The sequence below is a fragment of the Paraburkholderia sp. RL17-347-BIC-D genome (assembly GCF_046027915.1).
In the GTDB taxonomy this organism is placed as follows: domain Bacteria; phylum Pseudomonadota; class Gammaproteobacteria; order Burkholderiales; family Burkholderiaceae; genus Paraburkholderia.
Map to the genome: position 1 here is coordinate 284,204 of NZ_JARESS010000006.1, position 23,649 is coordinate 307,852.

At 64.7% G+C, this 23,649-nt stretch carries 17 protein-coding genes; 14 read left to right on the forward strand and 3 right to left on the reverse strand.

Going from position 1 to position 23,649, the window contains the following annotated elements:
- The first annotated feature begins 295 nt into the window (after nt 1-295).
- The 5 genes from P0D96_RS11550 (at nt 296) to def (ending at nt 9,141) form a co-directional block, all read left to right on the forward strand.
- Entirely contained in the window at nt 296-1,291 is a 996-nt protein-coding gene (locus P0D96_RS11550; protein ID WP_408175942.1) for a DMT family transporter, read from the forward strand.
- A gap of 148 nt (nt 1,292-1,439) precedes the next feature.
- On the forward strand, nt 1,440-4,958 hold the full coding sequence (gene smc / locus P0D96_RS11555; protein ID WP_408282626.1) for a chromosome segregation protein SMC: 3,519 nt from the start codon (nt 1,440-1,442) through the stop codon (nt 4,956-4,958).
- Between the two features lie 102 nt (nt 4,959-5,060).
- Nucleotides 5,061-6,353, forward strand: a complete 1,293-nt coding sequence (locus P0D96_RS11560) for a cell division protein ZipA C-terminal FtsZ-binding domain-containing protein (protein WP_408175945.1) — start codon at nt 5,061-5,063, stop codon at nt 6,351-6,353.
- Between the two features lie 191 nt (nt 6,354-6,544).
- Nucleotides 6,545-8,611, forward strand: a complete 2,067-nt coding sequence (gene ligA, locus P0D96_RS11565) for an NAD-dependent DNA ligase LigA (RefSeq protein WP_408175946.1) — start codon at nt 6,545-6,547, stop codon at nt 8,609-8,611.
- The gene (def, locus tag P0D96_RS11570) at nt 8,608-9,141 is read left to right on the forward strand and encodes a peptide deformylase (RefSeq protein ID WP_012433453.1); all 534 of its coding nucleotides are present in this window, start codon (nt 8,608-8,610) and stop codon (nt 9,139-9,141) included. Before ligA ends, def begins: the two co-directional genes overlap by 4 nt.
- A 123-nt stretch (nt 9,142-9,264) precedes the next feature.
- Here def and P0D96_RS11575 read toward each other — a convergent pair whose 3' ends face one another.
- Genes P0D96_RS11575 through map form a run of 3 tightly spaced genes read right to left on the reverse strand, consistent with a single transcriptional unit; the run spans nt 9,265 to nt 14,970 of the window.
- On the reverse strand, nt 9,265-11,544 hold the full coding sequence (locus P0D96_RS11575) for a pseudouridine synthase (RefSeq protein ID WP_408282623.1): 2,280 nt from the start codon (nt 11,542-11,544) through the stop codon (nt 9,265-9,267).
- 6 nt (nt 11,545-11,550) lie between these two features.
- Nucleotides 11,551-14,130: a [protein-PII] uridylyltransferase gene (locus P0D96_RS11580; protein ID WP_132373924.1), complete on the reverse strand. Its 2,580-nt coding sequence runs from the start codon at nt 14,128-14,130 to the stop codon at nt 11,551-11,553.
- A 30-nt stretch (nt 14,131-14,160) separates the two neighbouring features.
- Nucleotides 14,161-14,970, reverse strand: coding sequence for a type I methionyl aminopeptidase (gene map, locus P0D96_RS11585; protein ID WP_132373925.1), 810 nt, complete (start codon nt 14,968-14,970; stop codon nt 14,161-14,163).
- Between the two features lie 446 nt (nt 14,971-15,416).
- Between map and rpsB the strand changes: the two genes are divergently transcribed.
- The 9 genes from rpsB to P0D96_RS11630 form a co-directional block, all read left to right on the forward strand.
- Nucleotides 15,417-16,169 (forward strand): 30S ribosomal protein S2, encoded by a 753-nt coding sequence (gene rpsB / locus P0D96_RS11590; RefSeq protein ID WP_132373926.1) that lies wholly within the window; start codon nt 15,417-15,419, stop codon nt 16,167-16,169.
- Between the two features lie 205 nt (nt 16,170-16,374).
- Nucleotides 16,375-17,256, forward strand: coding sequence for a translation elongation factor Ts (tsf, locus tag P0D96_RS11595; RefSeq protein WP_132373927.1), 882 nt, complete (start codon nt 16,375-16,377; stop codon nt 17,254-17,256).
- 221 nt (nt 17,257-17,477) lie between these two features.
- Nucleotides 17,478-18,191, forward strand: coding sequence for a UMP kinase (gene pyrH, locus P0D96_RS11600; protein WP_011488865.1), 714 nt, complete (start codon nt 17,478-17,480; stop codon nt 18,189-18,191).
- A 100-nt stretch (nt 18,192-18,291) separates the two neighbouring features.
- On the forward strand, nt 18,292-18,852 hold the full coding sequence (frr, locus tag P0D96_RS11605; RefSeq protein WP_012433445.1) for a ribosome recycling factor: 561 nt from the start codon (nt 18,292-18,294) through the stop codon (nt 18,850-18,852).
- Nucleotides 18,853-18,916: 64 nt separating this feature from the next.
- Nucleotides 18,917-19,699: a polyprenyl diphosphate synthase gene (gene uppS, locus P0D96_RS11610; protein WP_011488864.1), complete on the forward strand. Its 783-nt coding sequence runs from the start codon at nt 18,917-18,919 to the stop codon at nt 19,697-19,699.
- Nucleotides 19,693-20,514, forward strand: coding sequence for a phosphatidate cytidylyltransferase (locus tag P0D96_RS11615; protein WP_408313454.1), 822 nt, complete (start codon nt 19,693-19,695; stop codon nt 20,512-20,514). The genes uppS and P0D96_RS11615 overlap by 7 nt, the downstream gene beginning before the upstream one ends.
- Before the next feature lie 10 nt (nt 20,515-20,524).
- Nucleotides 20,525-21,730 (forward strand): 1-deoxy-D-xylulose-5-phosphate reductoisomerase, encoded by a 1,206-nt coding sequence (locus tag P0D96_RS11620; RefSeq protein ID WP_408282615.1) that lies wholly within the window; start codon nt 20,525-20,527, stop codon nt 21,728-21,730.
- Nucleotides 21,731-21,737: 7 nt separating this feature from the next.
- Nucleotides 21,738-23,123: an RIP metalloprotease RseP gene (gene rseP, locus P0D96_RS11625; protein ID WP_408313456.1), complete on the forward strand. Its 1,386-nt coding sequence runs from the start codon at nt 21,738-21,740 to the stop codon at nt 23,121-23,123.
- A 67-nt stretch (nt 23,124-23,190) separates the two neighbouring features.
- Nucleotides 23,191-23,649 (forward strand): POTRA domain-containing protein (locus tag P0D96_RS11630; RefSeq protein WP_408313458.1); only part of this gene is annotated, 459 nt, incomplete at its 3' end.

Below are 23,649 nucleotides of genomic sequence, written 5' to 3' on the forward strand. Positions count from 1 at the left end.
CTGCAGCGGGAACGACGCGAACCGCCGACGGTTCGCGCAAAAAAGAAGCAGGAGCAGCAATGTACGCAGCAGTCTTGGAGACAACCGGACACAACAGGCGCAGGAGCGCCGCGGTCCTCGGTCGGAACGCCCGCAGCGCCTTTGCGAGTAGAGCGGCAGTGCGCGGCCGGAACACCACTAGCGCCTATGCAAGGAAAGTCGCGGTCGTCGGCCTGAAGGCCACCAGCGCCTGCGCAAAGAGCACCGCGGTCCGCGACAGAAACGCCCCAAAAACCTCCGCAAGGAGCCCCGCACCATGACCAACTGGCTTCGCAACGGTTGGCCGACGCTCGCGATCATGCTGGGCGCGTCGGTGTGGGGCGTGATTTGGTATCCATTGCGCATGCTGGCGGCGCTCGGTGTGACGGGCACCGCAGCCAGCGCGCTGACGAGCGGCGCCGGCTGCCTGTTCGTGCTGCTGGTGCGCTATCGCGCGCTCAAGACCGTGCGCTGGCACTGGCTGCTGCCGGCTCTCGCGCTGGCGGCGGGCATCACCAACCTCGGCTTCGTGTGGGGCTCGATTCACGGCCAGGTGATGCGCGTGCTGCTGCTGTTCTATCTCACCCCCGCGTGGACCGCGCTCTTCGCGCACTTCATCCTGCACGAACGGCTGACTTGGGCTGGCGCGGGTCTGGCAGCATTGTCGCTGGCCGGCGCGATGACCATGCTGTGGTCGCCGCAACTAGGCATTCCCGTGCCCGGCAATCTCGCCGAATGGGCAGGCCTTGCGGGCGGCATGGGCTTCGCCATGAGCAACGTGCTGATTCTCAAGACGAGCCGCGTGTTGCCGGACATGAAGCCGGAAATGCGCACCGCGACGATCTTTGGCGGCGCGGCGCTGTTCAGTGCCTGTGCCTCGCTGTTCGAGGCGATGCCCACGCCGCCCACCGGCGCGCATCTCGGCACGGCCGCCTGGCTGGTGCTCGGCCTCGGGTTTCTGCTGGCGTCGAACAATATGCTGGTGCAGTACGGCCTCGCGCGCGTGCCGGCCAACCGGGCGTCGATCATCATGCTGTTCGAGATCGTGGTCACGGCGCTGTCCGCGTGGCTCTTCGCCGGCGAGACGCCCGGTCCGCGCGAATGGGCGGGCGGCGTGTGCATCGTGCTGGCTTCGGCGCTGTCGAGTTGGGTGCATCGGACCAAGACCATGCCGCCCGATCCGGCCATTCAGGAGGAGAGTCTCGCTGACGGACGCGATGCCGGACTCGACGACCGTAAGGACGGCAAAAACCGCTCACGCGCGATGGTATGATTGCCCCTCATTAGCCGGCACATGCCTCACCGCGTGAAGCCGGCATCCGAGGCCCGAGGGTTCGCGGGCCGTATCGCTCTGTTGGCGAACGGCTGGCGCGGCCTTCACGAGCCACTTATTTTTTCCCTTTTCAAACAGCGAAATCGCCGTGCGTCTGACCTCGATCAAACTCGCTGGCTTCAAGTCATTCGTCGATCCTACGCATTTCCAGGTCCCGGGCCAGCTAGTCGGCGTGGTCGGACCGAATGGGTGCGGCAAGTCCAACATCATCGACGCCGTGCGCTGGGTGCTCGGCGAATCGCGCGCCTCCGAGCTGCGCGGCGAGTCGATGCAGGACGTGATCTTCAATGGCTCGACCGCGCGGAAGCCCGGTAGCCGCGCCAGCGTCGAACTGGTGTTCGACAACGCCGACGGCCGTGCCGCCGGGCAGTGGGGGCAGTATGCCGAAATCGCCGTGAAGCGCGTGCTCACGCGTGACGGCACCTCGAGCTACTACATCAACAATCTGCCGGCGCGCCGCCGCGACATTCAGGACATCTTCCTCGGCACCGGCCTCGGGCCGCGTGCTTACGCGATCATCGGGCAGGGCATGATCGCGCGCCTGATCGAGGCGAAGCCGGAAGAGTTACGCGTGTTCCTCGAAGAAGCCGCGGGCGTGTCGAAGTACAAGGAACGCCGCCGCGAAACCGAGAACCGTCTGCACGACACGCGCGAAAATCTGACGCGGGTCGAGGACATCGTCCGAGAACTGGGCGCGAACCTCGAGAAGCTGGAAGCGCAGGCCGTGGTCGCCACGCGCTACAAAGAACTGCAGGCCGACGGCGAAGAGAAGCAGCGTCTTCTGTGGCTGTTGCGCAAGAACGAAGCCGGCGGCGAGCAGGAACGCCAGCAACGCGCGATCGAGCAGGCCCAGATCGACCTCGAAGCGCACACCGCGAAGCTGCGCGAAGTCGAAGCGCAACTCGAAACGCTGCGCGTCGCGCATTACTCCGCCAGCGACGCGATGCAGGGAGCGCAAGGCGCGCTCTACGAGGCGAATTCGGAAGTCAGCCGGCTCGAAGCCGAGATCAAGTTCATCGTCGAATCGCGCAATCGCGTGCAGGCGCAGATCGCCGCGCTGAACGCGCAGCGTGAGCAATGGCAGTCGCAGGCGCAAAAAGCGCAAGACGATCTCGCGGACGCCGAGGAACAACTGGCCGTCGCCGAGGAAAAAGCCGCGCTCGCCGAAGACGAAGCCGCCGCCAAGCACGACGCGATGCCCGCGCTCGAAGCACGTTGGCGCGATGCGCAAACGGAGTTGAACGCCGAGCGCGGCGGGATCGCGCAGACCGAACAGGCGCTCAAGCTCGAAGCCGCGCATCAGCGCAATGCCGATCAGCAATTGCAGCAACTGCAGGCGCGTCACGAGCGCCTGAAATCGGAAGCGGGCGGTCTCGACGCCCCCGACGAAGCGCAGCTCGAAGACCTGCGCATGCAGCTCGCCGAGCACGAGGAAATCCTGCACGACGCGCAAACGCGTTTGGCTGACGCGCAGGAAACGCTGCCGCGGCTCGACGGCGAACGCCGCGCCGCGCAGGAGCGCGTGCAAACGGAAAGCGCCCAGATTCACCAGCTCGACGCGCGCCTTGCCGCGCTCAAGCAGTTGCAGGAAAACGTCCAGACCGAAGGCAAGATCCAGCCGTGGCTCGAGAAGCACGAATTGGGCGGCCTGCCGCGTCTGTGGAAGAAGCTGCATGTCGAAGCCGGTTGGGAAGCCGCGATCGAGGCCGTGTTGCGCGAACGGCTCGCCGCGCTGGAAGTGTCGAACCTCGACTGGGTCAAGGCGTTCGCGACCGATGCGCCGCCCGCCAAGCTCGCCTTTTATGCGCCGCCGGTAGCCGGCCAGCCGGCTGCGACGCCGCCTGCATTGCGGCCGCTGCTGTCGCTGGTGCGAATCGACGACGCGGGCATCCGCGCGGTTCTGAACGACTGGCTCGGCCTCTCGTTCGTCGCCGACGATCTGCAGCAGGCGCTCGCCATGCGCTCGCAGTTGCCGGAAGGCGGCTCGTTCGTCGTCAAGGCGGGGCATGTGGTGACGCGCGTCGGCGTGCAACTGTATGCCGCCGACTCCGAGCAGGCCGGCATGCTGGCCCGTCAGCAGGAAATCGAAAATCTGGCGCGTCAGGTTCGTGCGCAAGCCTTGCTCGCCGACGAAGCGAAGGCCGCCGCGATCCGCGCCGAAGCCGCTCACACGCAAGCCGCCCATGCGCTGACCGATGTGCGTCAGCAGGCGGAGCGCGCCACGCAGCGCGTGCATGCCTTGCAAATGGACGTGCTCAAGCTCACCCAGGCGCATGAGCGTTACACCCAGCGCAGCACGCAGATTCGCGAGGAACTCGAAGAGATCACCGCGCAGATCGAAGAGCAGCGTGCCATGCGGGCGGAGTCGGAAGCGAACTTCGAGCGTCATGATGGTGAGCTCGCCGAATTGCAGGCGCGTTTCGAAGATCATCAACTGGCCTTCGAAGCACTCGACGAACAACTCACCGCCGCTCGCGGCCAGGCGCGCGATCTCGACCGCGCCGCCACCGACGCGCGCTTTGCCGCGCGCAACATGGCGAACCGCATCGACGAACTGAAGCGCAGCATTCAGGTCGCGCACGAACAGAGCGAGCGCGTCGCGGCGTCGCTGGAAGATGCGCGCGCCGAGCTGGAAACCATCAACGAGCAGACCGCGCACACCGGCCTGCAAGACGCGCTGGATATTCGCGCCGTCAAGGAAGAAGCGCTGCACGCCGCGCGCCTCGAACTGGACGATTTGACCGCCAAGCTGCGTGCCGCCGACGAGACGCGTCTCATGGCCGAACGCGCGCTGCAACCTTTGCGCGACCGCATCAACGAATTGCAGTTGAAGGAACAGGCGGCGCGTTTGAACGGCGAGCAGTTCATCGAGCAACTGGCCGCGGCGGGTGTCGACGAGGCCGAGTTGCAGGCCAAGCTCACGCCGGACATGAAGCCGTCGTACCTGCAGGGCGAAGTCACGCGCATCAACAACGCCATCACGGCGCTCGGCCCGGTCAACATGGCCGCGCTCGACGAGTTGAAGGCGGCGACCGAGCGCAAGTCGTTCCTCGATGCGCAATCGACCGATCTGAACAGCGCAATCGAAACGCTCGAAGACGCGATCCGCAAGATCGACGCGGAAACGCGCACGCTCCTGCAAGGCACCTTCGACCAGGTGAACCAGCATTTCGGCGAACTGTTCCCGCGCCTATTCGGCGGCGGGCAAGCGAAGCTGATCATGACCGGCGACGAAATTCTCGACGCCGGCGTGCAGGTGATGGCGCAGCCGCCGGGCAAGAAGAATTCGACGATCCACCTGCTGTCGGGCGGCGAAAAAGCGCTGACCGCGACCGCGCTGGTGTTCGCGATGTTCCAGTTGAATCCCGCGCCGTTCTGTCTGCTGGACGAAGTGGACGCGCCGCTCGACGACGCCAACACGGAACGTTTCGCGAACCTCGTGCGGGCGATGTCGGACAAAACCCAGTTCCTGTTCATCTCGCACAACAAGATCGCGATGGAAATGGCGCAGCAGTTGATCGGCGTGACCATGCAGGAGCAGGGCGTGTCGCGGATCGTTGCTGTCGACATGGAAACGGCTGCCGGTTTCGCCCAGAATATCGTTTAAACCAAGCCTTCGCGGGTGCGTTCAGCGCAGCGGCCGGTGGCCGCGCGATACGTGGAGCGGGCGCAGAGCCGCGCAGATAAAAGAATTGCTGATGGAGCATGCATGGACGAGTTGACACTCGGTTTGATCGGCGCGGGTGCCGTGGTGGTCGGAGGCGTGGTCGTGTACAACGCGTGGCAGAGCGCGAAGGTGCGCCGCAAGATGCCGCGGCCGATGCCGGCCGATACTGCCGAAAACCTCGCGCGGGACGATCAGGAGGAGCAGAGCCCGTTCATCGAACCGGCCCGGCCGACCACGCGCCGCGAGCCGGTGGTGGGCGCCGAAGCGGCGGAGCAAACCGCGGCGGCGCGCGTCGAACCGACGTTCGGCGGCCAGGCGGCCGGAACGGCGCCACTCGACACGCCGGCCGATATCCAGGCCGAGACGACCACGCCGAACGGCTATCCGGAAGCCGAGGGCGTGGCTGAAGCCGAAAGTGGCGAGACCGCCGGGGCCGGTAAGGCGGCGCAAGCCGCCCGCCAGGCCGGCGAGCCGGTCGAACCGATTCTGCCCGCTGCCACGACGATTTCGTCGGCGCCGCCGGCTATCGTCGATCGCCGCATCGACTGTATCGTGCCGATCCGTTTGAACGGGCCGGTCGCGGGCGACAAGGTGATTCCGCTTGCGCAGCGCCTGCGCCGCGCGGGCAGCAAGCCGGTGCATATCGAGGGCAAGCTCGAAGGCGGCGCGTGGGAGTTGCTGCAAAACGGCGCGCGCTATGAAGAGCTGCGCGCGGCCGCGCAACTGGCCAATCGCAGCGGCGCCCTTAACGAGCTGGAGTTTTCCGAGTTCGTGACCGGCGTGCAGCAGTTTGCCGACGCGCTGGATGCATCGCCGGAATTCCCCGACATGCTCGAAACGGTGGCCATGGCGCGCGAGCTCGACGGTTTCGCCGCACAGTGCGACGCGCAGTTGTCGATCAACGTGCTCTCCGACGGCGCGCCGTGGTCCGCCAACTACGTGCAGGCGGTCGCATCGCAAGACGGCCTGCTGCTGTCGCGCGACGGCACGCGTTTCGTCAAGCTCGACGCGAAGCAGAGCCCGGTGTTCATGCTGCAATTCGGCGACACCAACTTCCTGCGCGACGACCTGACCTATAAGGGCGGTCAGATGATCACACTGGTGCTCGACGTGCCGGTGGCCGATGAAGACATCCTGCCGTTCCGCCTGATGTGCGACTACGCGAAATCGTTGGCCGAGCGCATCGGCGGGCGGGTGGTCGACGACGGCCGCCGTCCGCTGCCGGAAACCGCCTTGCTCGCCATCGAAAAGCAGTTGATGACGCTCTACGCGAAGCTCGAACAGGCGGGCATCCCGGCCGGCTCGCCGGCCACGCGGCGTTTGTTCAGCCAGTAAATTTTTTTACGTTTTACCGGTGTCTCCGACGGCCGCACGATGTGCGGCCGTTGTCGTTTCAGGCAGCGCCTTGATGCGAGCCGGTCGACCGGACGCGCAACGCGTCGAAACTGGCCATTCGGCCGATGTAAAGGGGCACGCTTCCTGCGATAATCCAATGTCTGAACTTCACTGACGAACCTTCCGACAGCATGGCCCGAACCTCCGCCTCACATCCCGCAACCAACGCCCCGGCAGAGCGTGCCGCGTGGCTGCGCGCGGAACTCGAACGCGCCAACTACGCGTACTACGTGCTCGACCAGCCGGACCTGCCTGACGCGGAATACGACAAGCTGTTCAAAGAGTTGGAGAGTATCGAGACGGAGCATCCGGACCTGATCGTGCCGGATTCGCCCACCCAGCGCGTGGGCGGCGAGGCGGCGAGCGGCTTCGAGCCGGTCGTGCACGACCAGCCCATGCTGTCGCTGAACAACGGTTTCGCCGATGAAGACATCGTCGCATTCGACAAGCGCGTCGGCGACGCGCTCGGCAAGAACGCAAGCGAGCCGCCGGTGCCGGTCGACTACGCGGCCGAGCTGAAATTCGATGGCCTCGCCATCTCGCTGCGTTACGTCGACGGCGCGTTCGTGCAAGCCTCCACGCGCGGCGATGGCACGACCGGCGAGAACGTCACCGAAAACGTCCGCACGATCCGCTCCATTCCACTCAAGCTCAAGGGCAAACGCGTCCCGCACGTGCTCGACGTGCGCGGCGAAGTGCTGATGTTCAAGCGCGATTTCGAGCGTCTGAACGAACGCCAGCGGGCCGCGGAACAGCGCGAATTCGCCAATCCGCGCAACGCCGCGGCGGGCAGTTTGCGGCAGCTCGATTCGAAGATCACCGCGCACCGGCCGCTGTCGTTTTTCGCTTACGGAATCGGCGTGCTCGAAGGCATGGAGATGCCGGCCACGCACAGCGAACTGCTCGACTGGTACAAGGAACTCGGCTTGCCGGTGAACGGCGAACGGGCGGTGGTGCAGGGCGCGCAGGGTTTGCTGGGCTTCTTTCACAGCGTTGGCGAAAAGCGCGAGAACCTGCCGTACGACATCGACGGCGTGGTCTACAAGGTCAACCGGCGCGATGAGCAGGACGCGCTCGGCTTCGTGTCGCGCGCTCCGCGCTTTGCGCTGGCGCATAAATTCCCGGCGCAGGAAGCGTTGACCAAACTGGTCGCGATCGACGTGCAGGTCGGCCGGACCGGCGCGATTACGCCGGTGGCGCGGCTGGAGCCGGTGTTCGTCGGCGGCGCGACGGTCACGAACGCCACGCTGCACAACGAAGACGAAGTGCGCCGCAAGGATATCCGCATCGGCGACACGGTGATCGTGCGGCGCGCCGGCGACGTGATTCCCGAAGTGGTGAGCGCGCTGCTCGACCGGCGTCCTTCCGACGCCCGCGAATTCGTGATGCCGACGCAATGTCCCGTGTGCGGCTCGAGTATCGAGCGGCTGCCGGACGAGGCGATCGCTCGTTGTACCGGTGGGCTGTTCTGTCCCGCGCAGCGCAAACAGGCGCTATGGCATTTCGCACAGCGGCGCGCGCTGGACATCGATGGTCTCGGCGAAAAGATCATCGACCAACTGGTCGAGCAGAATCTGGTGCGCACGCCTGCCGATCTGTTCAACCTCGGTTTTGCGACGCTCGCCGAACTCGATCGCTTTGCCGAAAAGTCCGCGCAGAATCTGCTCGACTCGCTCGAGAAGGGCAAGCACACCACGTTGGCGCGCTTCATCTACGCGCTCGGCATTCGGCATGTGGGCGAATCGACGGCGAAGGATCTGGCCAAGCACTTCGGCTCGCTGGATCCGATCATGGACGCTTCGGTCGAAGCCTTGCTGGAGGTCAACGACGTGGGGCCGGTGGTCGCCGAGTCGATTCATCAGTTCTTCGCCGAGGAACACAACCGCACGGTGATCGAGCAGTTGCGCGCGCCGGGCAAGGTCACGTGGCCGGAAGGGCCGCCCGCGCCCAGAGCGCCGCAAGGCGTGCTGGCCGGCAAGACGGTCGTGCTGACCGGCACCTTGCCGAGCCTCGCGCGCGAAGAGGCGAAGGAAATGCTGGAAGCGGCCGGCGCGAAAGTGGCCGGCTCCGTATCGAAGAAAACCGACTATGTGGTGGCGGGAGCCGACGCGGGCAGCAAGTTGGCGAAGGCTGAGGAACTCGGCGTCCCCGTACTCGACGAAGATGGTATGCGTAAGCTCCTGGAGGGGCAGTTATGATCCGCGAAATTCTCAAGATGGGCGACCCGCGCCTTTTGCGCATTGCCGATCCGGTCGATCACTTCGACACGCCCGAGTTGCATGAACTCGTCAAAGACATGTTCGAGACCATGCACGACGCAAACGGCGCGGGCCTCGCCGCGCCGCAGATCGGCGTCAATCTGCAGGTGGTGATCTTCGGCTTCGGGCACAACGAGCGCTATCCGGACGCGCCGCCGGTGCCGGAAACGGTGCTGATCAACCCGACCATCACGCCGGTCTCGCTGGACATGGAAGAGGGCTGGGAGGGGTGCCTCTCGGTGCCGGGTCTGCGCGGCGCGGTGAGCCGGTTTTCGATGATCAAGTATCACGGCTTCGATCAATACGGCAAGCCGATCGACCGCGTCGCAGAGGGCTTTCACGCGCGCGTCGTGCAGCATGAGTGCGATCACCTGATCGGCAAGCTGTATCCGATGCGGATCAACGATTTCGCGAAGTTCGGCTTCACCGAAGTGTTGTTTCCGGATATGGATCCGAATAGCGACGATTGAGGCGGCTTGCGCTGCTTCGGTTGCCGCGCTTTTGCAGCTTCGGCTTGGTGTAGGAATCAAAAAACCCACGCAAATGCGTGGGTTTTTTGTTGGAAGCGCCAGAGCGCCTTCAGACGCCCGGCTTCAGAACGACTCGTCCGGCGCCAGATAACGCCATTGGCCCGGCGGCAGCGCGCCCAGCATCACACTGCCCATGCGTACGCGCTTCAGGCCGATCACTTCGAGGCCGACCAGTTCGCACATGCGGCGAATCTGCCGCTTCTTGCCTTCGCGCAGCACGAAACGCAACTGCTCGCCGTTCTGCCAGCTTACTTGGGCGGGCTTCAGCGGCACGTCGTCGAGCGACAGGCCGTGGCGCAGCAGCGCGAGACTTTCCGGCGGGAAGTGGCTTTCGACGTCGGTGGTGTGCTCACCAAACGCCACGCGCACCAGATACTCCTTGTCGATCTCGGAATGGCCGCCGATCAGCTGCTTGGCGATGCGGCCGTCTTGCGTCAGCACCAGCAAGCCCGTCGAATCGATATCCAGACGGCCGGCCGGCGCAAGCTGGCGCAAATGCGACACGGAGAAGCGGATGTCCGAGCGATCGCCTTCCCAGCGATTCGCCGGCGTGACCAGCGTGATGGCCGGCTGATAGCCGTCTTCCGCCTGACCCGAGACGAAACCCACCGTCTTGTGGATCAGCACCGTCACCTGGCTCGCTTGCGCGGCTTCGGCGGCGGGGTCGATTTCGATGCGCTGGTCCGGACGAACCTTCGTGCCGAGCGTGTCGATGCGCTCGCCGTCCACCAGCACCCAGCCTTTTTCGATCCACTCGTCGGCTTCGCGGCGCGAGCACAGGCCGAGTTCGGACATCAGCTTGGACAGGCGCAGCGTGCCTGGCGCGTCTTCGTAGTCGCGACGCGGCGTGCGCGGAGCGGCATCGGTTTCGCTGCCGCGTTCGGCTCGGGCCGGGCCGCGCGGTTTGTCGGCGCGCGCGGGGCGCTCGTCGCCGAAGCGACGGCCGGCGGCCGGCAGCGTCTTGTCGAAGCTGCGGGCCGGGCGTTCGCCACGGTCGGTGCGCTCGGTGCGCTCAGCGCCGCGGGCCGGACGGTCGCCGAATTCGTGTTTGGCCGGGGCGCGTTCGCCGCGGTCGTCGCGCGGAGCGCGTGCCGGACGGTCTGCCCGGCCGCGGTCGCCGTAGCCGGTTTTGATGGGTTTCGCGAAGCTGCGTTCGCCACGTTCGGACGCACCGCGCTCGCCTTCGAAACGGCGCGGCGCGCTGTCGCTGCGCGGCCCACGCTCGCCGGCGCGGCGCTCTTGCGGAGCGCCACGGTCGCTGCCGAAGCGCGGTCGATCAGATGCGTCGCGTTCACGGCGCTCCGGTCGCTCGCCACGCGGACCGCCTTCCGACGGACGGCTTGCGCCTGGACGAGCACCGCTGAACGGACGGCGTTCGCCGTCGTCGCGGCGCGGGGCGCGATCACCAAAGCTGCGCGGAGCGCGTTCGCTGCGATCCGTGCTGCCTTCGAAACGGCGGGGCGCACCTTCCGTTCGGGCACCGGCTTCACGATGCGGCGCGCGGTCACCGCGGTCGGCACCGCCTTCAAAGCGACGCGGCGCACGTTCACCTCGATCGGCCGCACCTTCAAACCGGCGTGGCGCGCGATCGGCGCGGTCACCACCGCCCTCGAACCGACGAGGAGCCCGTTCGCCGCGCTCACCGCCACCTTCGAAGCGGCGCGGAGCCCGTTCAACGCGATCGCCTGCGCCTTCAAAACGGCGCGGCGCGCTACCCGTACGGTCCGCACTTCCCTCAAAACGACGCGGCGCGCCTTGGCTACGCTCGCCGTCAGCCTTACGCGGCGCGCGTTCGCTACGATCCGCGCCACCTTCAAATCGACGCGGTGCGCGTTCTCCAGCGTCCCGACGCGGGGCGCGGTCGCCACTGCCTTCAAACCGGCGCGGACCCCGTTCACCCTCGGCCTTACGCGGCGCGCGTTCGCTACGATCACCACCACCTTCAAATCGACGCGGCGTGCGCTCACCGTCATCCCGACGCGGCGCACGATCACCGCCACCTTCAAAGCGGCGCGGCGCACCACCCGCGCCCTCGCGACGCGGCGGCCGATCGGACGCCGCGCGATGCGCGCCGCCAGCGTCCCGCTCGCGCGAAAACGATCCTTCAGCCCTTGCAGGACGCGCAGTACGTGCGCCAGAACCAGCCGGTTTGCCGGCGCCAGCCGGTCGCTTGCCGCCGCCCGCCGCGCCAGCGCCTTCACCCCGCGCCCCGCTCGATCCCGGCGTCGCCGGCCTGGGGCCCGCCGGGCGCGTCGGCTTACGCGCCGACGTGCTGCCGGTACGGACAGGGGCGCGTTCGGACGAAGCCGGCCGCGGGTGCTTGGCTGTTAATTTGACTCGCATGAAATCTCACACTGCGATCGCGCGCAGCAGTTCGGTCTCGACCTGAATTTGCAGGCGGTTGTCCGACAGACCGTGTCCATCCAGCAGGAACACGTCTTCGACGCGTTCGCCGAGCGTATTGATCCGCGCCGAAGCGACGCCGACCCGATGCTCGGCCAGCACACGCGCGATCGAATAAAGAAGGCCTGGCCGGTCGTTCGCCGACACGGACAGGATGTAATATTGGCCGCGCTCGTCGGCCCGAAGATCGACGCGCGGGGTAACAGGGAAGGTCCGCGACAGCCGCGACAAACGGCCTTTCGACGGTCCCGGAAGCAGGGTGCCGTCACCGGTGAGGCGGGCGGTCAGTTCCTGTTCGACCAGATTGGCAATATCGCGATAATGCACGTCTTCTTCGGTATGCGCGACGAGGAAATTATCGAGCGCGTACCCGTGACGGGTCGTGCTGACCCGCGCATCGAGCACCGACAGGCCATTGCGGTCGAAATACGCGCAAATGCCGGCGAACAGATCCGGCTGATCCTTCACGTACACCAGCACCTGAAGCGCCTCGCCGATCGGCGACGGACGGGCCCGCACGATCGGCGTCGGCGTTTCCACGTGGCGGTACAAGACACGCGTTTGCCACGCGATATCCGCCGCGTCGTGCCGCAGGAAATAGCCGATGTCGAGCTTGTCCCACAGCGCCTTTTGCGCGCCTTCCGGCACGGTTTCGAGGCGCAGCAGCGCAAGCGCTTCTTCCTGACGCGACTTCAGCTCCGAATGCGCATCCGGCCGCGCGCCGCCGAGCACGGCGAGCGTGGCGCGGTACAGGTCTTCCAGCAGCTTGCCTTTCCACGTGTTCCAGACTTTCGGGCTGGTGCCGCGAATGTCGGCCACGGTCAGCAGATAGAGCGCCGTGAGGCGGCGCTCGGTACCGACCAGTTCGGCAAAGCGCTTGATGACTTCCGGGTCGCTCGTGTCCTGCTTTTGCGCGACCTGGCTCATGGTCAGATGTTGCTGGACCAGCCACACCACCAGTTCGCCGTCCTCGCCCGTGATGCCGTGATTGCGGCAGAAGCGCCGCGCGTCGGCCATGCCGAGCGTGGAATGGTCGCCGCCGCGGCCTTTGGCGATATCGTGAAACAGCGCCGCCACGTACAGCACCCACGGCCGGTCGAAGTTGGCGATCAACTGGCTGCAAAACGGATATTCGTGCGCGTGTTCGGCCACCGCGAAGCGGCGCAGATTGCGCAGCACCATGAGGATGTGCTGGTCGACGGTGTAGACGTGATACAGATCGTGCTGCATTTGTCCGACGATGCGCCGGAAGTTCAGCAGATAGCGCCCCAGCACGCTGGTCTGGTTCATCAGACGCAGCGCGTGGGTGATGCCGGCCGGCTCCTTCAGGATGTCCATGAAGAGGCGACCGTTTTCCGGGTCGCGCCGCCAGTGCTGGTCCATCACGTCGCGGGCGTTGTAGATCGCGCGCAGCGTGCGCGCCGACAGGCCTTTCACGCCGGGCGTCTGCTCGTACAGCAGGAAGGCCTCGAGGATCGCGTTCGGCTCGCGCTGGAACACGTCGTCGCTGGCGATTTCCAGCATGCCCTGCTTTTCGACGAAGCGATCCGACAGCACGCGCGTGATGCCGCTCGTGCTGGGGAAGAGCTGCGCTTCGATGTTCTGGATCAGGATCGTGGCGAGCTGCGTGACAGCCTTGGCCGACCAGTAATAGCGGCGCATGAGCTGTTCGCTCGCACGCTTGGTGGCGGTCGGCTTATAGCCGAAGCTCTCGGCCACCGCCGTTTGCAGGTCGAACACCATGATGTCCTGACGACGGCCGGCGATCACGTGCAGCCGGGCGCGCAGCGCTTTCAGGAAACTCTCGTTACGGCGCAGTTCGCGCGCCTCGCGCTCGGTGATCAGGCCGCGCGCCTCGAGTTCGCGCCAGCTGCTGCCGAAACCGGCCGCCTGGGTGATCCACAGGATCAGTTGCAGGTCGCGCAGGCCGCCCGGGCTCTCCTTGATATTGGGTTCGAGCGAGTAGGGCGTGTCCTGGAATTTGGCGTGACGCTGACGCATTTCCAGCACTTTGGCCTGGAAGAAGGCCTTCGGGTCGAGCGCTTCGCGGTAACGCTTCGCGAAGTCGTCGAATAGCGTGGCGCTGCCGGTAATGCGCCGTGCCTCGAGCAGCGAGGTGCGCACGGTGACGTCGTTGGCGGCTTCTTCGAGACATTGCGACACGCTGCGCACGCTGCTGCCGAGCTCCAGCCCCAAATCCCAGGCGAGGCTGATAAAGCGTTCGATGCGCGCTTCGAGATGCTCGATCGGCGCGTCGGGCAGCAGGACCAGAATGTCGATGTCGGAATGCGGCGCCAGTTCGCCGCGCCCGTAGCCGCCTACCGCTACCAGCGCCAGTTCGGGCGGCAACTCACAGGTGTTCCAGGCGGCGCGCAGGGAGTCGTCCGTGGCGCGCGCCAACGACGCCATCAACGCGTCGACGTTGGTGGCCGTCTTGAAGCGTTCCAGCAGTTGGGCTTTGGCCACTTTGTACTCCGCCTTGAGCGACGTGGCAGGGGATTGGGCGACGGCTGGAACACTACTCATTGGCAGGGAGGCGGTGAGGTCGGAAGTCGGTCAGGCCGTGGCCGCGACGACCGGCGGACGCGCGGGCGTGCCGGCGGATACGGTCAGCACGTCGTAGCCGGTTTCGGTGACGAGGATGGTATGTTCCCACTGCGCCGACAGGCTGCGGTCCTTGGTCTTGACGGTCCACTGGTCCGGCATGGTGCGAATGTCGCGGCGGCCGGCGTTGATCATCGGCTCGATCGTGAAGATCATGCCGGTCTGCAATTCGAGCCCGGTGCCGGGGCGGCCGTAGTGCAGGATCTGCGGGTCTTCGTGGAATACCGTGCCGATGCCGTGGCCGCAGTATTCGCGTACCACGCTGTAGCCCTGGCCTTCCGCATGTTTCTGGATCGCGTAGCCGATGTCGCCGAGATGCGCGCCCGGGCGCACCTGGTCGATGCCGAGCCACATGCATTCGAAAGTAGTCTGGACGAGGCGCTTGGCCAGGATCGAGCCTTCACCGACGATGAACATACGGCTGGTGTCGCCGAAATAGCCTTCCTTGATCACGGTGACGTCGATGTTCAGCGCGTCGCCGTTCTTCAGCGTTTTGTCGCCGGGAATGCCGTGGCAGATCACGTCGTTGACTGAAATGCAGGTGGCTTTCGGATAGGGCGGGTAGCCGGGCGGCTGATAATTCAGCGGCGCCGGGACTGTGCCCTGTTCCTTCAGCATGTATTCGTGGCACAGACGGTCGAGTTCACCGGTCGTGACGCCGGCCGTGACGAACGGGGTGATGTAGTCGAGCACTTCGCTTGCCAGTTTGCAGGCGACGCGCATCTGCGCGATATCGTGTTCGTTTTTGAGCGTAATAGCCATGAGTCGGGCCTGAAATGCGATTTATTGCAGGATTATCGCACCATATTCCGGCTGCCGCAGCCTTTTGCGACGGGGCCGGCGCGTTTCACTGGCTCCCCGGCGGGCTCGTTCGAGGCGGGCGGTGCCCGCGCGGGTGCAACCCCGCGGCCGTGAACAGGACTACCGGGCAGGTTGAGTCGTGCAATAGTCGCGTGCTATAATCTTTGGCTAAGTCGATCTCTGTCTTACTTTATTCGTCCATATGGACAAAAAAGCGGCAAGAATGGCTTCTCATAACGCCGGTTGCCTGCGCTATGAGGTGAATGCAGAAGCGAAAGCGGAAGCAACAAGGCAGCAGACTCGCAGGCCGGCGCACCCAGGGTGTCCGCCGCGTTCAGCCAGAGAGATTTATGGCAACGCGGCCGATACGGCAGCCGGCTTAAGACCCAACCCTCGCGGAGATTTTCATGGCAGTTACCATGCGTCAAATGCTGGAAGCCGGTGTCCACTTCGGTCACCAAACGCGCTTCTGGAACCCGAAGATGGCCCCCTTCATTTTCGGTCATCGCAACAAGATTCACATCATCAACCTCGAAAAGACGCTGCCGATGTACAACGACGCGCTGAAGTACGCGCGTCAACTGGCAGCCAATCGCGGCACGATCCTGTTCGTCGGCACGAAGCGTCAATCGCGCGACACGATCGCTGAAGAAGCACAACGCGCTGGCATGCCGTTCGTCAACGCGCGCTGGCTCGGCGGCATGCTGACCAACTTCAAGACGCTGAAGGTCTCGATCAAGCGCCTGAAGGACATGGAAGCAGCGCTGGAAGCAGGCGAAACCGAACGCATGAGCAAGAAGGAAGCGCTGCTGTTCGAACGCGAAATGGCCAAGCTGCAAAAGTCGATCGGCGGCGTGAAGGACATGGGCGGCATTCCGGACGCGATCTTCGTGGTCGACGTCGGCTACCACAAGATTGCCGTGACCGAAGCGAACAAGCTCGGCATTCCGGTCATCGCCGTGGTCGACACGAACCACTCGCCGGAAGGCATCGACTACGTGATCCCGGGTAACGACGACGCTTCGAAGGCTGTCGCTCTGTACACGGCTGGCGTGGCTGACGCGATCGTCGAAGGCCGTGCGAACGCGGTCAACGAAGTGGTGCAAGCTGCACGTGGTGGCGACGGCGACGAGTTCGTCGAGGTCAACTCGGAAGCGTAAAGCTGCCCCGTGTCCGGCAAAAAAGGGGGCTTTCTACAGGCCCCCTTTTTTTAAGCCGCGACATTGTGGTGGGCGCTGCCGGCAGTGTTCGAAGCAGTGCCCGAGGCGTTCTCCGTAAAAAAGTACGGTCAACGCTGAAACGAATTCTTGCCGCCGGCATCGAAGTCCGGGCGGCGTGTGACAGACGGAACTCAAGGAGCAAATGATGGCGGCAATTACCGCAAGCATGGTTGCAGAACTGCGCGCAAAGACCGACGCGCCGATGATGGAATGCAAGAAGGCGCTGACGGAAGCCGACGGCGACATGGCGCGCGCTGAAGAGCTGCTGCGCGTGAAGCTGGGCAACAAGGCCAGCAAGGCAGCGTCGCGCGTGACGGCTGAAGGCGTGGTCGCATCGTTCATCGGTGGCAACGCGGGTTCGCTGGTCGAACTGAACTGCGAAACCGACTTCGTCTCGAAGAACGACGACTTCCTGGCTTTCTCGAAGCAAGTCGCCGAGCTGGTCGCCACGCAAAACCCGGCTGACGTCGCAGCGCTGGCGGCACTGCCGCTGGACGGTTCGACCGTCGACGCAGTGCGCCTGGCACTGGTCGGCAAGATCGGTGAAAACCTGTCGATCCGCCGTTTCGTGCGTTTCGAAACCTCGAACAAGCTGGCGGCGTACCTGCACGGCACGCGTATCGGCGTGCTGGTCGAGTACACCGGCGCGGACGAGCAGGTCGGCAAGGACGTCGCGATGCACATCGCCGCGATGAAGCCGGTGTCGCTGTCGTCGGAAGACGTGCCGGCGGATCTGATCGCCAAGGAACGCAGCATTGCTGAACAGAAGGCCGCCGAATCGGGCAAGCCGGCTGAAATCGTCGCCAAGATGGTCGACGGCAGCGTGCAGAAGTACCTGAAGGAAGTATCGCTGCTGAACCAGACGTTCGTTAAGAACGACAAGCAGACGATCGAGCAGATGCTGAAGGCTGGCAATTCGAGCGTGCAGAAGTTCGCGCTGTTCGTGGTCGGTGAAGGCATCGAGAAGAAGCAGGACGACTTCGCCGCTGAAGTCGCCGCTCAAGTCGCTGCTGCAAAGCAACAATAAGTCTCACCCAAGCTTCACTGCAATATCGTTGGACCCGCGGCGGAGCAAGACTTTGCCGCGGTCGGCAGCGCCGCAAGGCTGCGCGCGGGTTGACCCTCGCCGCGCAGCCGCCGCTGGCGAACCCCAGGGTTCGTCAATTTGGCGACGCTTGCCCGAATCAGCATTTCACCCCTACATTAGTCCCTTGTTGTTGCCCTGTTCTGCGCGATCTGGATACCCCTATGCCCACTGCCTATAAACGCGTCCTGCTCAAACTCTCCGGTGAAGCTCTGATGGGCGACGATGCCTTTGGTATCAATCGCGCGACCATCGAACGAATGGTGGCGGACGTGGCCGAAGTGGTCCGTCTCGGAACGCAGTTGGCCGTGGTGATCGGCGGCGGCAATATTTTCCGCGGCGTCGCGGGCGGCGCGGCGGGTATGGACCGCGCCACGGCCGACTACATGGGCATGCTGGCCACCATGATGAACGCGCTGGCACTGCAGGACGCCATGCGCCACGCCGGCATCGAGGCGCGCGTGCAATCGGCGCTGCGCATGGACCAGGTGGTCGAGCCGTACATCCGGCCCCGCGCGATTCGCCAGCTCGAAGAAGGCAAAGTCGTGATTTTCGCGGCCGGCACCGGCAACCCGTTCTTCACGACCGACACGGCCGCCGCTTTGCGCGGCTCGGAAATCGGCGCGGAAGTCGTGCTGAAAGCCACCAAGGTGGACGGCGTGTATTCCGCCGACCCGAAGAAGGACCCGAGCGCGACGCGTTACACCACGATCAGCTTCGACGAGGCGATCGGCCGCAATCTGCAGGTGATGGACGCCACGGCGTTCGCGCTGTGCCGCGACCAGAAACTGCCGATCCGGGTGTTTTCGATCGTCAAACCGGGCGCGCTCAAGCGCATCGTACAAGGCGAGGACGAGGGTACCCTCGTCCACGTGTAAACTCTCGTTCACATAACGTGGGCTTTAGCGCGAGCCCGGGCCGCCGCATCTTGCGCGCGCTGGCCGGCTCGCACCGTTTTGAAGGTTCGGAGGTTTAAAAATGTCTGTGGCTGATATCAGGAAGGGCGCTGAACAAAAGATGCAGCGCTCCATCGACGCGTTCAAGAACGACCTGTCGAAGATCCGCACGGGCCGTGCGCACACGGGCCTGCTCGATCACATCCAGTGCGACTACTACGGTTCGCCGGTGCCGATTTCGCAAGTCGCGAACCTGACTCTGATCGACGCACGCACGATCGGCGTGCAGCCGTGGGAAAAGAAGATGGTGCAGGTCGTCGAAAAGGCGATCCGCGAGTCGGACCTGGGTCTGAACCCGGCCACGCAAGGCGACGTGATCCGCGTGCCGATGCCCGCGCTGACGGAAGAACGCCGCCGCGAACTGACCAAAGTGGTCAAGAGCGAAGCGGAAACGGCCAAGGTCGCAGTGCGCAACCTGCGCCGTGACGCTAACGAGCAACTGAAAAAGCTCGTGAAAGACAAGGAAATTTCGGAAGACGACGAGCGTCGTGCAGGTGACGACGTTCAGAAGCTGACGGACAAGTTCGTCGCCGAAATCGACAAGCTCGTCGTGACGAAGGAAGCCGAGATCATGACGGTCTGAGGCCGGTCGGCTCAGCACTTTCAGGTTTCCACTTCTTTTATTTGCAGTCACTGTCCCGACGGCCATGACCTATACCAGCTCAACCGTGCGCGTGCCTGATGTCGCCGCGGTGCCGCGACATATCGCGATCATCATGGACGGCAACGGCCGTTGGGCCACCCAGCGGCGCTTGCCGCGCGTGGCGGGCCATACGCGCGGCGTCGACGCAGTGCGCGCGGCCGTCGAGGCGTGCGCCCGTCAGGGTGTCGAATATCTGACGCTGTTCGCTTTCAGCTCGGAAAACTGGCGTCGTCCGAACGACGAAGTGTCGTTCCTGATGCGCCTGTTCGTGACCGCGCTGGAGCGCGAGATCGGCAAGCTGCACGCGAACGGCATCCGGTTGCGCGTGGTGGGCGATCTGTCCCGCTTCGATACGCGCATCCGCGACCTGATCAGGCGCGCGGAGACCAAGACCGCGCGCAATACCCGTCTCACGCTCACAATCGCCGCGAATTACGGCGGCCGCTGGGACATCATGCAGGCCACCCGCAAGCTCGCCGAACAGTCGGCGCTGGCGGGCAAGGCGGTCGAGGTGACCGAGGAATCGTTCGCCGAACACCTGTCCATGGCTTATGCGCCGGAGCCGGATCTCTTCATCCGCACGGGCGGCGAGCGCCGTGTCAGCAACTTCCTGCTGTGGCAGCTCGCCTACACCGAGTTCTACTTCACCGACACGTTCTGGCCGGATTTCGACGCCGACGCGCTCGGCCATGCCATCGCTTCGTACGCGGAGCGCGAACGCCGCTTCGGCCGCACCAGTGCTCAACTCGAGCCGCAATCGCAAAACGTCGATTCGCTTCCATGCTAAAAACCCGTGTCATCACGGCGATCATCCTGCTGGCGGTGTTCCTGCCGGTCACGTTGTTCGCGCCGGTGGGCGCATTCGGCGCGTTGATCGCCTTCGTCGTCGTGTTCGCCGCATGGGAGTGGGCGCGCCTGCTCAAGCTGGGCGGCGCGGGCCCGGTCATTTACGCGCTGGTGGCGGCGGTGGCGCTGGTCGCCAGCACGCGCCTCGGCGCCGGGATCGAAGAGGCGCGGCCGCTCTTCCAGGCGGCTGCTATCTTCTGGGTGATCGCAGGTCCGTTCGTGCTGCTGCGCAAGCCCACGCTCGCGCAGGGCGCCTGGCGTCCCTTTCTGTTTCTTGCCGGCATTGTGGTATTTGTCGCGTGCTGGCATGCTCTCGTCGCCGCGCGCATGCAGGGCGTGTCGTTCGTGCTGTCGCTGCTGCTATTGGTATGGCTGGCCGATATCGGCGCATACTTCTCTGGAAAAGCGTTCGGAAAACACAAGCTGGCGCCTGCCATCAGTCCGGGCAAGACTTGGGAGGGCGCGATCGGCGGCTGGCTGGTGGTGATGATCGTCGCGGCGGCGGCGGTCTTTTTGCATGCGTTCGAGCCGACCCTGTATTCTGCGCTGCTGGCGCATTGGGGCGCCGTGCGCACGCTGCTCGCGCTGACCCTGCTGGTGGCATTCAGCGTGGTGGGCGACCTGTTCGAATCGATGATGAAACGCCAGGCCGGTGTGAAAGATTCAAGCGGCCTGTTGCCGGGGCACGGCGGCGTGCTCGACCGCATCGATGCCTTGTTGCCGGTGCTGCCGCTTGCCATGCTGCTGCTCGGCTAGAGAAAGAGATATGCAAAAACGTCTGACATTGCTCGGTTCCACGGGCTCGATTGGAGACAGCACGCTCGACGTCGTCGCGCGTCATCCCGAGCGTTTTTCGGTTTATGCGCTCTCCGCGCATCGCAACGGCGACAAGCTCGTCGAGCAATGCCTGCGCTTTCAGCCCGAAGTCGCGGTGGTCGGCGACGCCGACACGGCCGCGAGCGTCGCGGCGAAACTGCGCGCAGCCGGTTGCAAGACCGAGGTCACGTACGGACCGCAGGCGCTCGTCGACGTGTCGAAGAGCGACGGCTGCGATACGGTGGTGGCGGCAATCGTCGGCGCGGCCGGTCTTGCGCCGACTCTCGCCGCCGCGCGCGCCGGCAAACGCATCCTGCTCGCCAACAAGGAAGCGCTGGTCATGTCCGGCGCGATCTTCATGGACGCGGTGCGCGACAACGGCGCCGTGCTGCTGCCGGTCGACAGCGAACACAACGCGATTTTCCAATGCCTGCCGCGCGAAGCCGCGCTGCACGGCGGCGTCTCCAAGATCATTCTGACCGCGTCGGGCGGCCCGTTCCGCACGCGCGAACCGGCCACGCTCGCCGACGTCACGCCGGAAGAAGCCTGTAAGCATCCGAACTGGGTCATGGGCCGCAAGATTTCGGTCGACTCGGCCACCATGATGAACAAGGGCCTCGAAGTGATCGAGGCGCACTGGCTGTTCGGTTTGCCGGGCGAGCGCATCGAGGTGCTGATTCACCCGCAGAGCGTGATCCACTCAATGGTGTCGTACGCGGACGGCTCGGTGCTCGCGCAGCTCGGCAATCCCGACATGCGCACGCCGATCGCGCACGCGCTGGCGTTTCCGGATCGCGTCGATTCGGGCGTGGCGCAACTCGATCTGCTGCAGGTCGCGTCGCTCACGTTCGAGAAGCCGGATTACACGCGCTTTCCGTGTCTTGCCCTTGCAGTGAAGGCACTGGCTGAGGGAGGCCTCGCGAGCGCGGCCCTGAACGCCGCGAACGAAATCGCGGTTGAAGCGTTCCTCGCGCGCCAGATCGGTTTCATGACGATTGCCCAGGTGGTCGACGCGGTGCTCAACGCGTTGCCGAACCGCAGCGCGCACGCGCTCGAAGACGTGATCGAAGCGGATGCCGCCGCGCGTCGCGCCGCTGCCGAATTCATCGCGCGTCTGCCCGACGGCGCTCGTCGAACGGAACGCGCCGTCCAGTGAGGCGCACATGAACCTGCTGATCGAACTGCTCGCCTTCGCGGTCGCGATTGGCGTACTCGTGGTCGTCCACGAATACGGGCATTACAGCGTGGCGCGCCTGTGCGGCGTCAAGGTGCTGCGTTTTTCGATCGGCTTCGGCAAGCCGCTGTTCCAATGGGTGAGCCCGAAGACGGGCACCGAATGGACCATTGCCGCGCTGCCGCTCGGCGGCTACGTGAAGATGCTCGACGAGCGCGAGACCGGCGCCGAGCCGATCCCCGCTGAAGCGTTGCCGCATGCGTTCAACCGGCAGTCCGTGTGGCGCCGTTTTGCGATAGTCGCGGCCGGTCCGGTCGCGAACTTCCTGCTAGCCATCGTGCTGTTCGCGCTCGTCTTCGCCACCGGCGTGACGGAGCCGGCGGCGGTGGTCGCCGCGCCCTCGCCGAATACGCCCGCGGCCATTGCCGGTTTCGAGGGCGGCGAAACGATCGTGGCCGTGCGTGCCGAGAACGCCGGCGAGTCCGAGCCCGTGCGCTCCTGGTCGGACCTGCGCTGGAAGCTGCTGGGTGCGGCATTCGATCACAAGCGCGTCGTGCTGAGCGCGAAAGATGCGCACGGCACGTCGGATTTCCAGCTCGATCTGCGCGGCCTCGGCGAGAAAGACGTCGACGACGACTTCATGTCGCATCTCGGTTTCGAGCCGGGCGGTGGCAAGCTGACGGTCGCGGGTGTGCAGCCGGGTAGCGCGGCGCAAAAGGCCGGGCTGGCTGCGGGTGATCGTCTGCGTGCCGTCGACGGCATTCCGACCGACAACGCCACGGCCTTCATCGCTTATGTAAAATCGCACGCCGGCAAAGCGGTGACGCTGCAGGTCGAGCGTGGCGGCAAGGCGGCGGGCAAGCTCGAAGACGTCAGCATAGTGCCGCAGGCACAGCGTGATGAAACGACAGGTCAGCAGATCGGCCGCATCGGCGCGGAACTGGCTACGCAAGTGCCGTCGATCGACGTGCATTACGGTCCGATTGAAAGCTTGCAGTTGGGTGCGCACCGCACGTGGGATCTCGCGGTGTACTCGGTGCGCATGTTCGGCAGGATGGTGGTCGGTGAAGCGTCGCTGAAAAATCTTTCCGGTCCGGTGACGATCGCCGATTACGCAGGAAAGAGCGCACGTCTAGGTCCTTCTGCATTCCTGTCGTTCCTGGCCCTTGTCAGTATTAGCCTTGGTGTACTGAACCTGTTACCAATTCCGGTATTGGACGGGGGTCATCTGTTATATTATTTGGTTGAAGCTGTGACCGGTAAAGTTGTCTCCGATCGCTGGCAACTCGTTTTTCAGAGGGCGGGTCTCGCCTGCATCGTCGCATTGTCGGCGATCGCGCTGTTCAACGATCTGGCTCGTTTAATCCATTTTTAAAGTGTTCGGCGGCGTTCACGATGGCGACCGCCCGACCTGATGCAGCTATACACACTGGGGAAGCACGTTGTTTAAACCTCATCGCTTTGTTCCAAAGACGGTTATAGCCGCGGCATTCGCCGCGCATGGGCTGGTTGCTCACGCAACGACGCCCTTCGTGGTGCAAGACATCCGGATCGAGGGATTGCAACGCGTCGAACCTGGTACCGTGTTCGCCTATCTGCCCATCAAGCAAGGCGACACCTTCAGCGACGACAAGGCATCGGAAGCCATTCGCGCTCTGTATGCCACGGGCTTCTTCAACGACGTCAAGATCGCGACCGAAGGCAACGTCGTCATCGTGCAGGTGCTGGAACGTCCGGCCATCGGCACGATCGACTTCGCCGGCATTCATGAGTTCGACAAGGAAAACCTGACCAAGGCGCTGCGCGCCGTGGGTTTGTCGCAAGGCCGTTACTACGACAAGGCGTTGGTCGACAAGGCCGAGCAGGAACTGAAGCGTCAGTATCTGACGCGCGGCTACTAT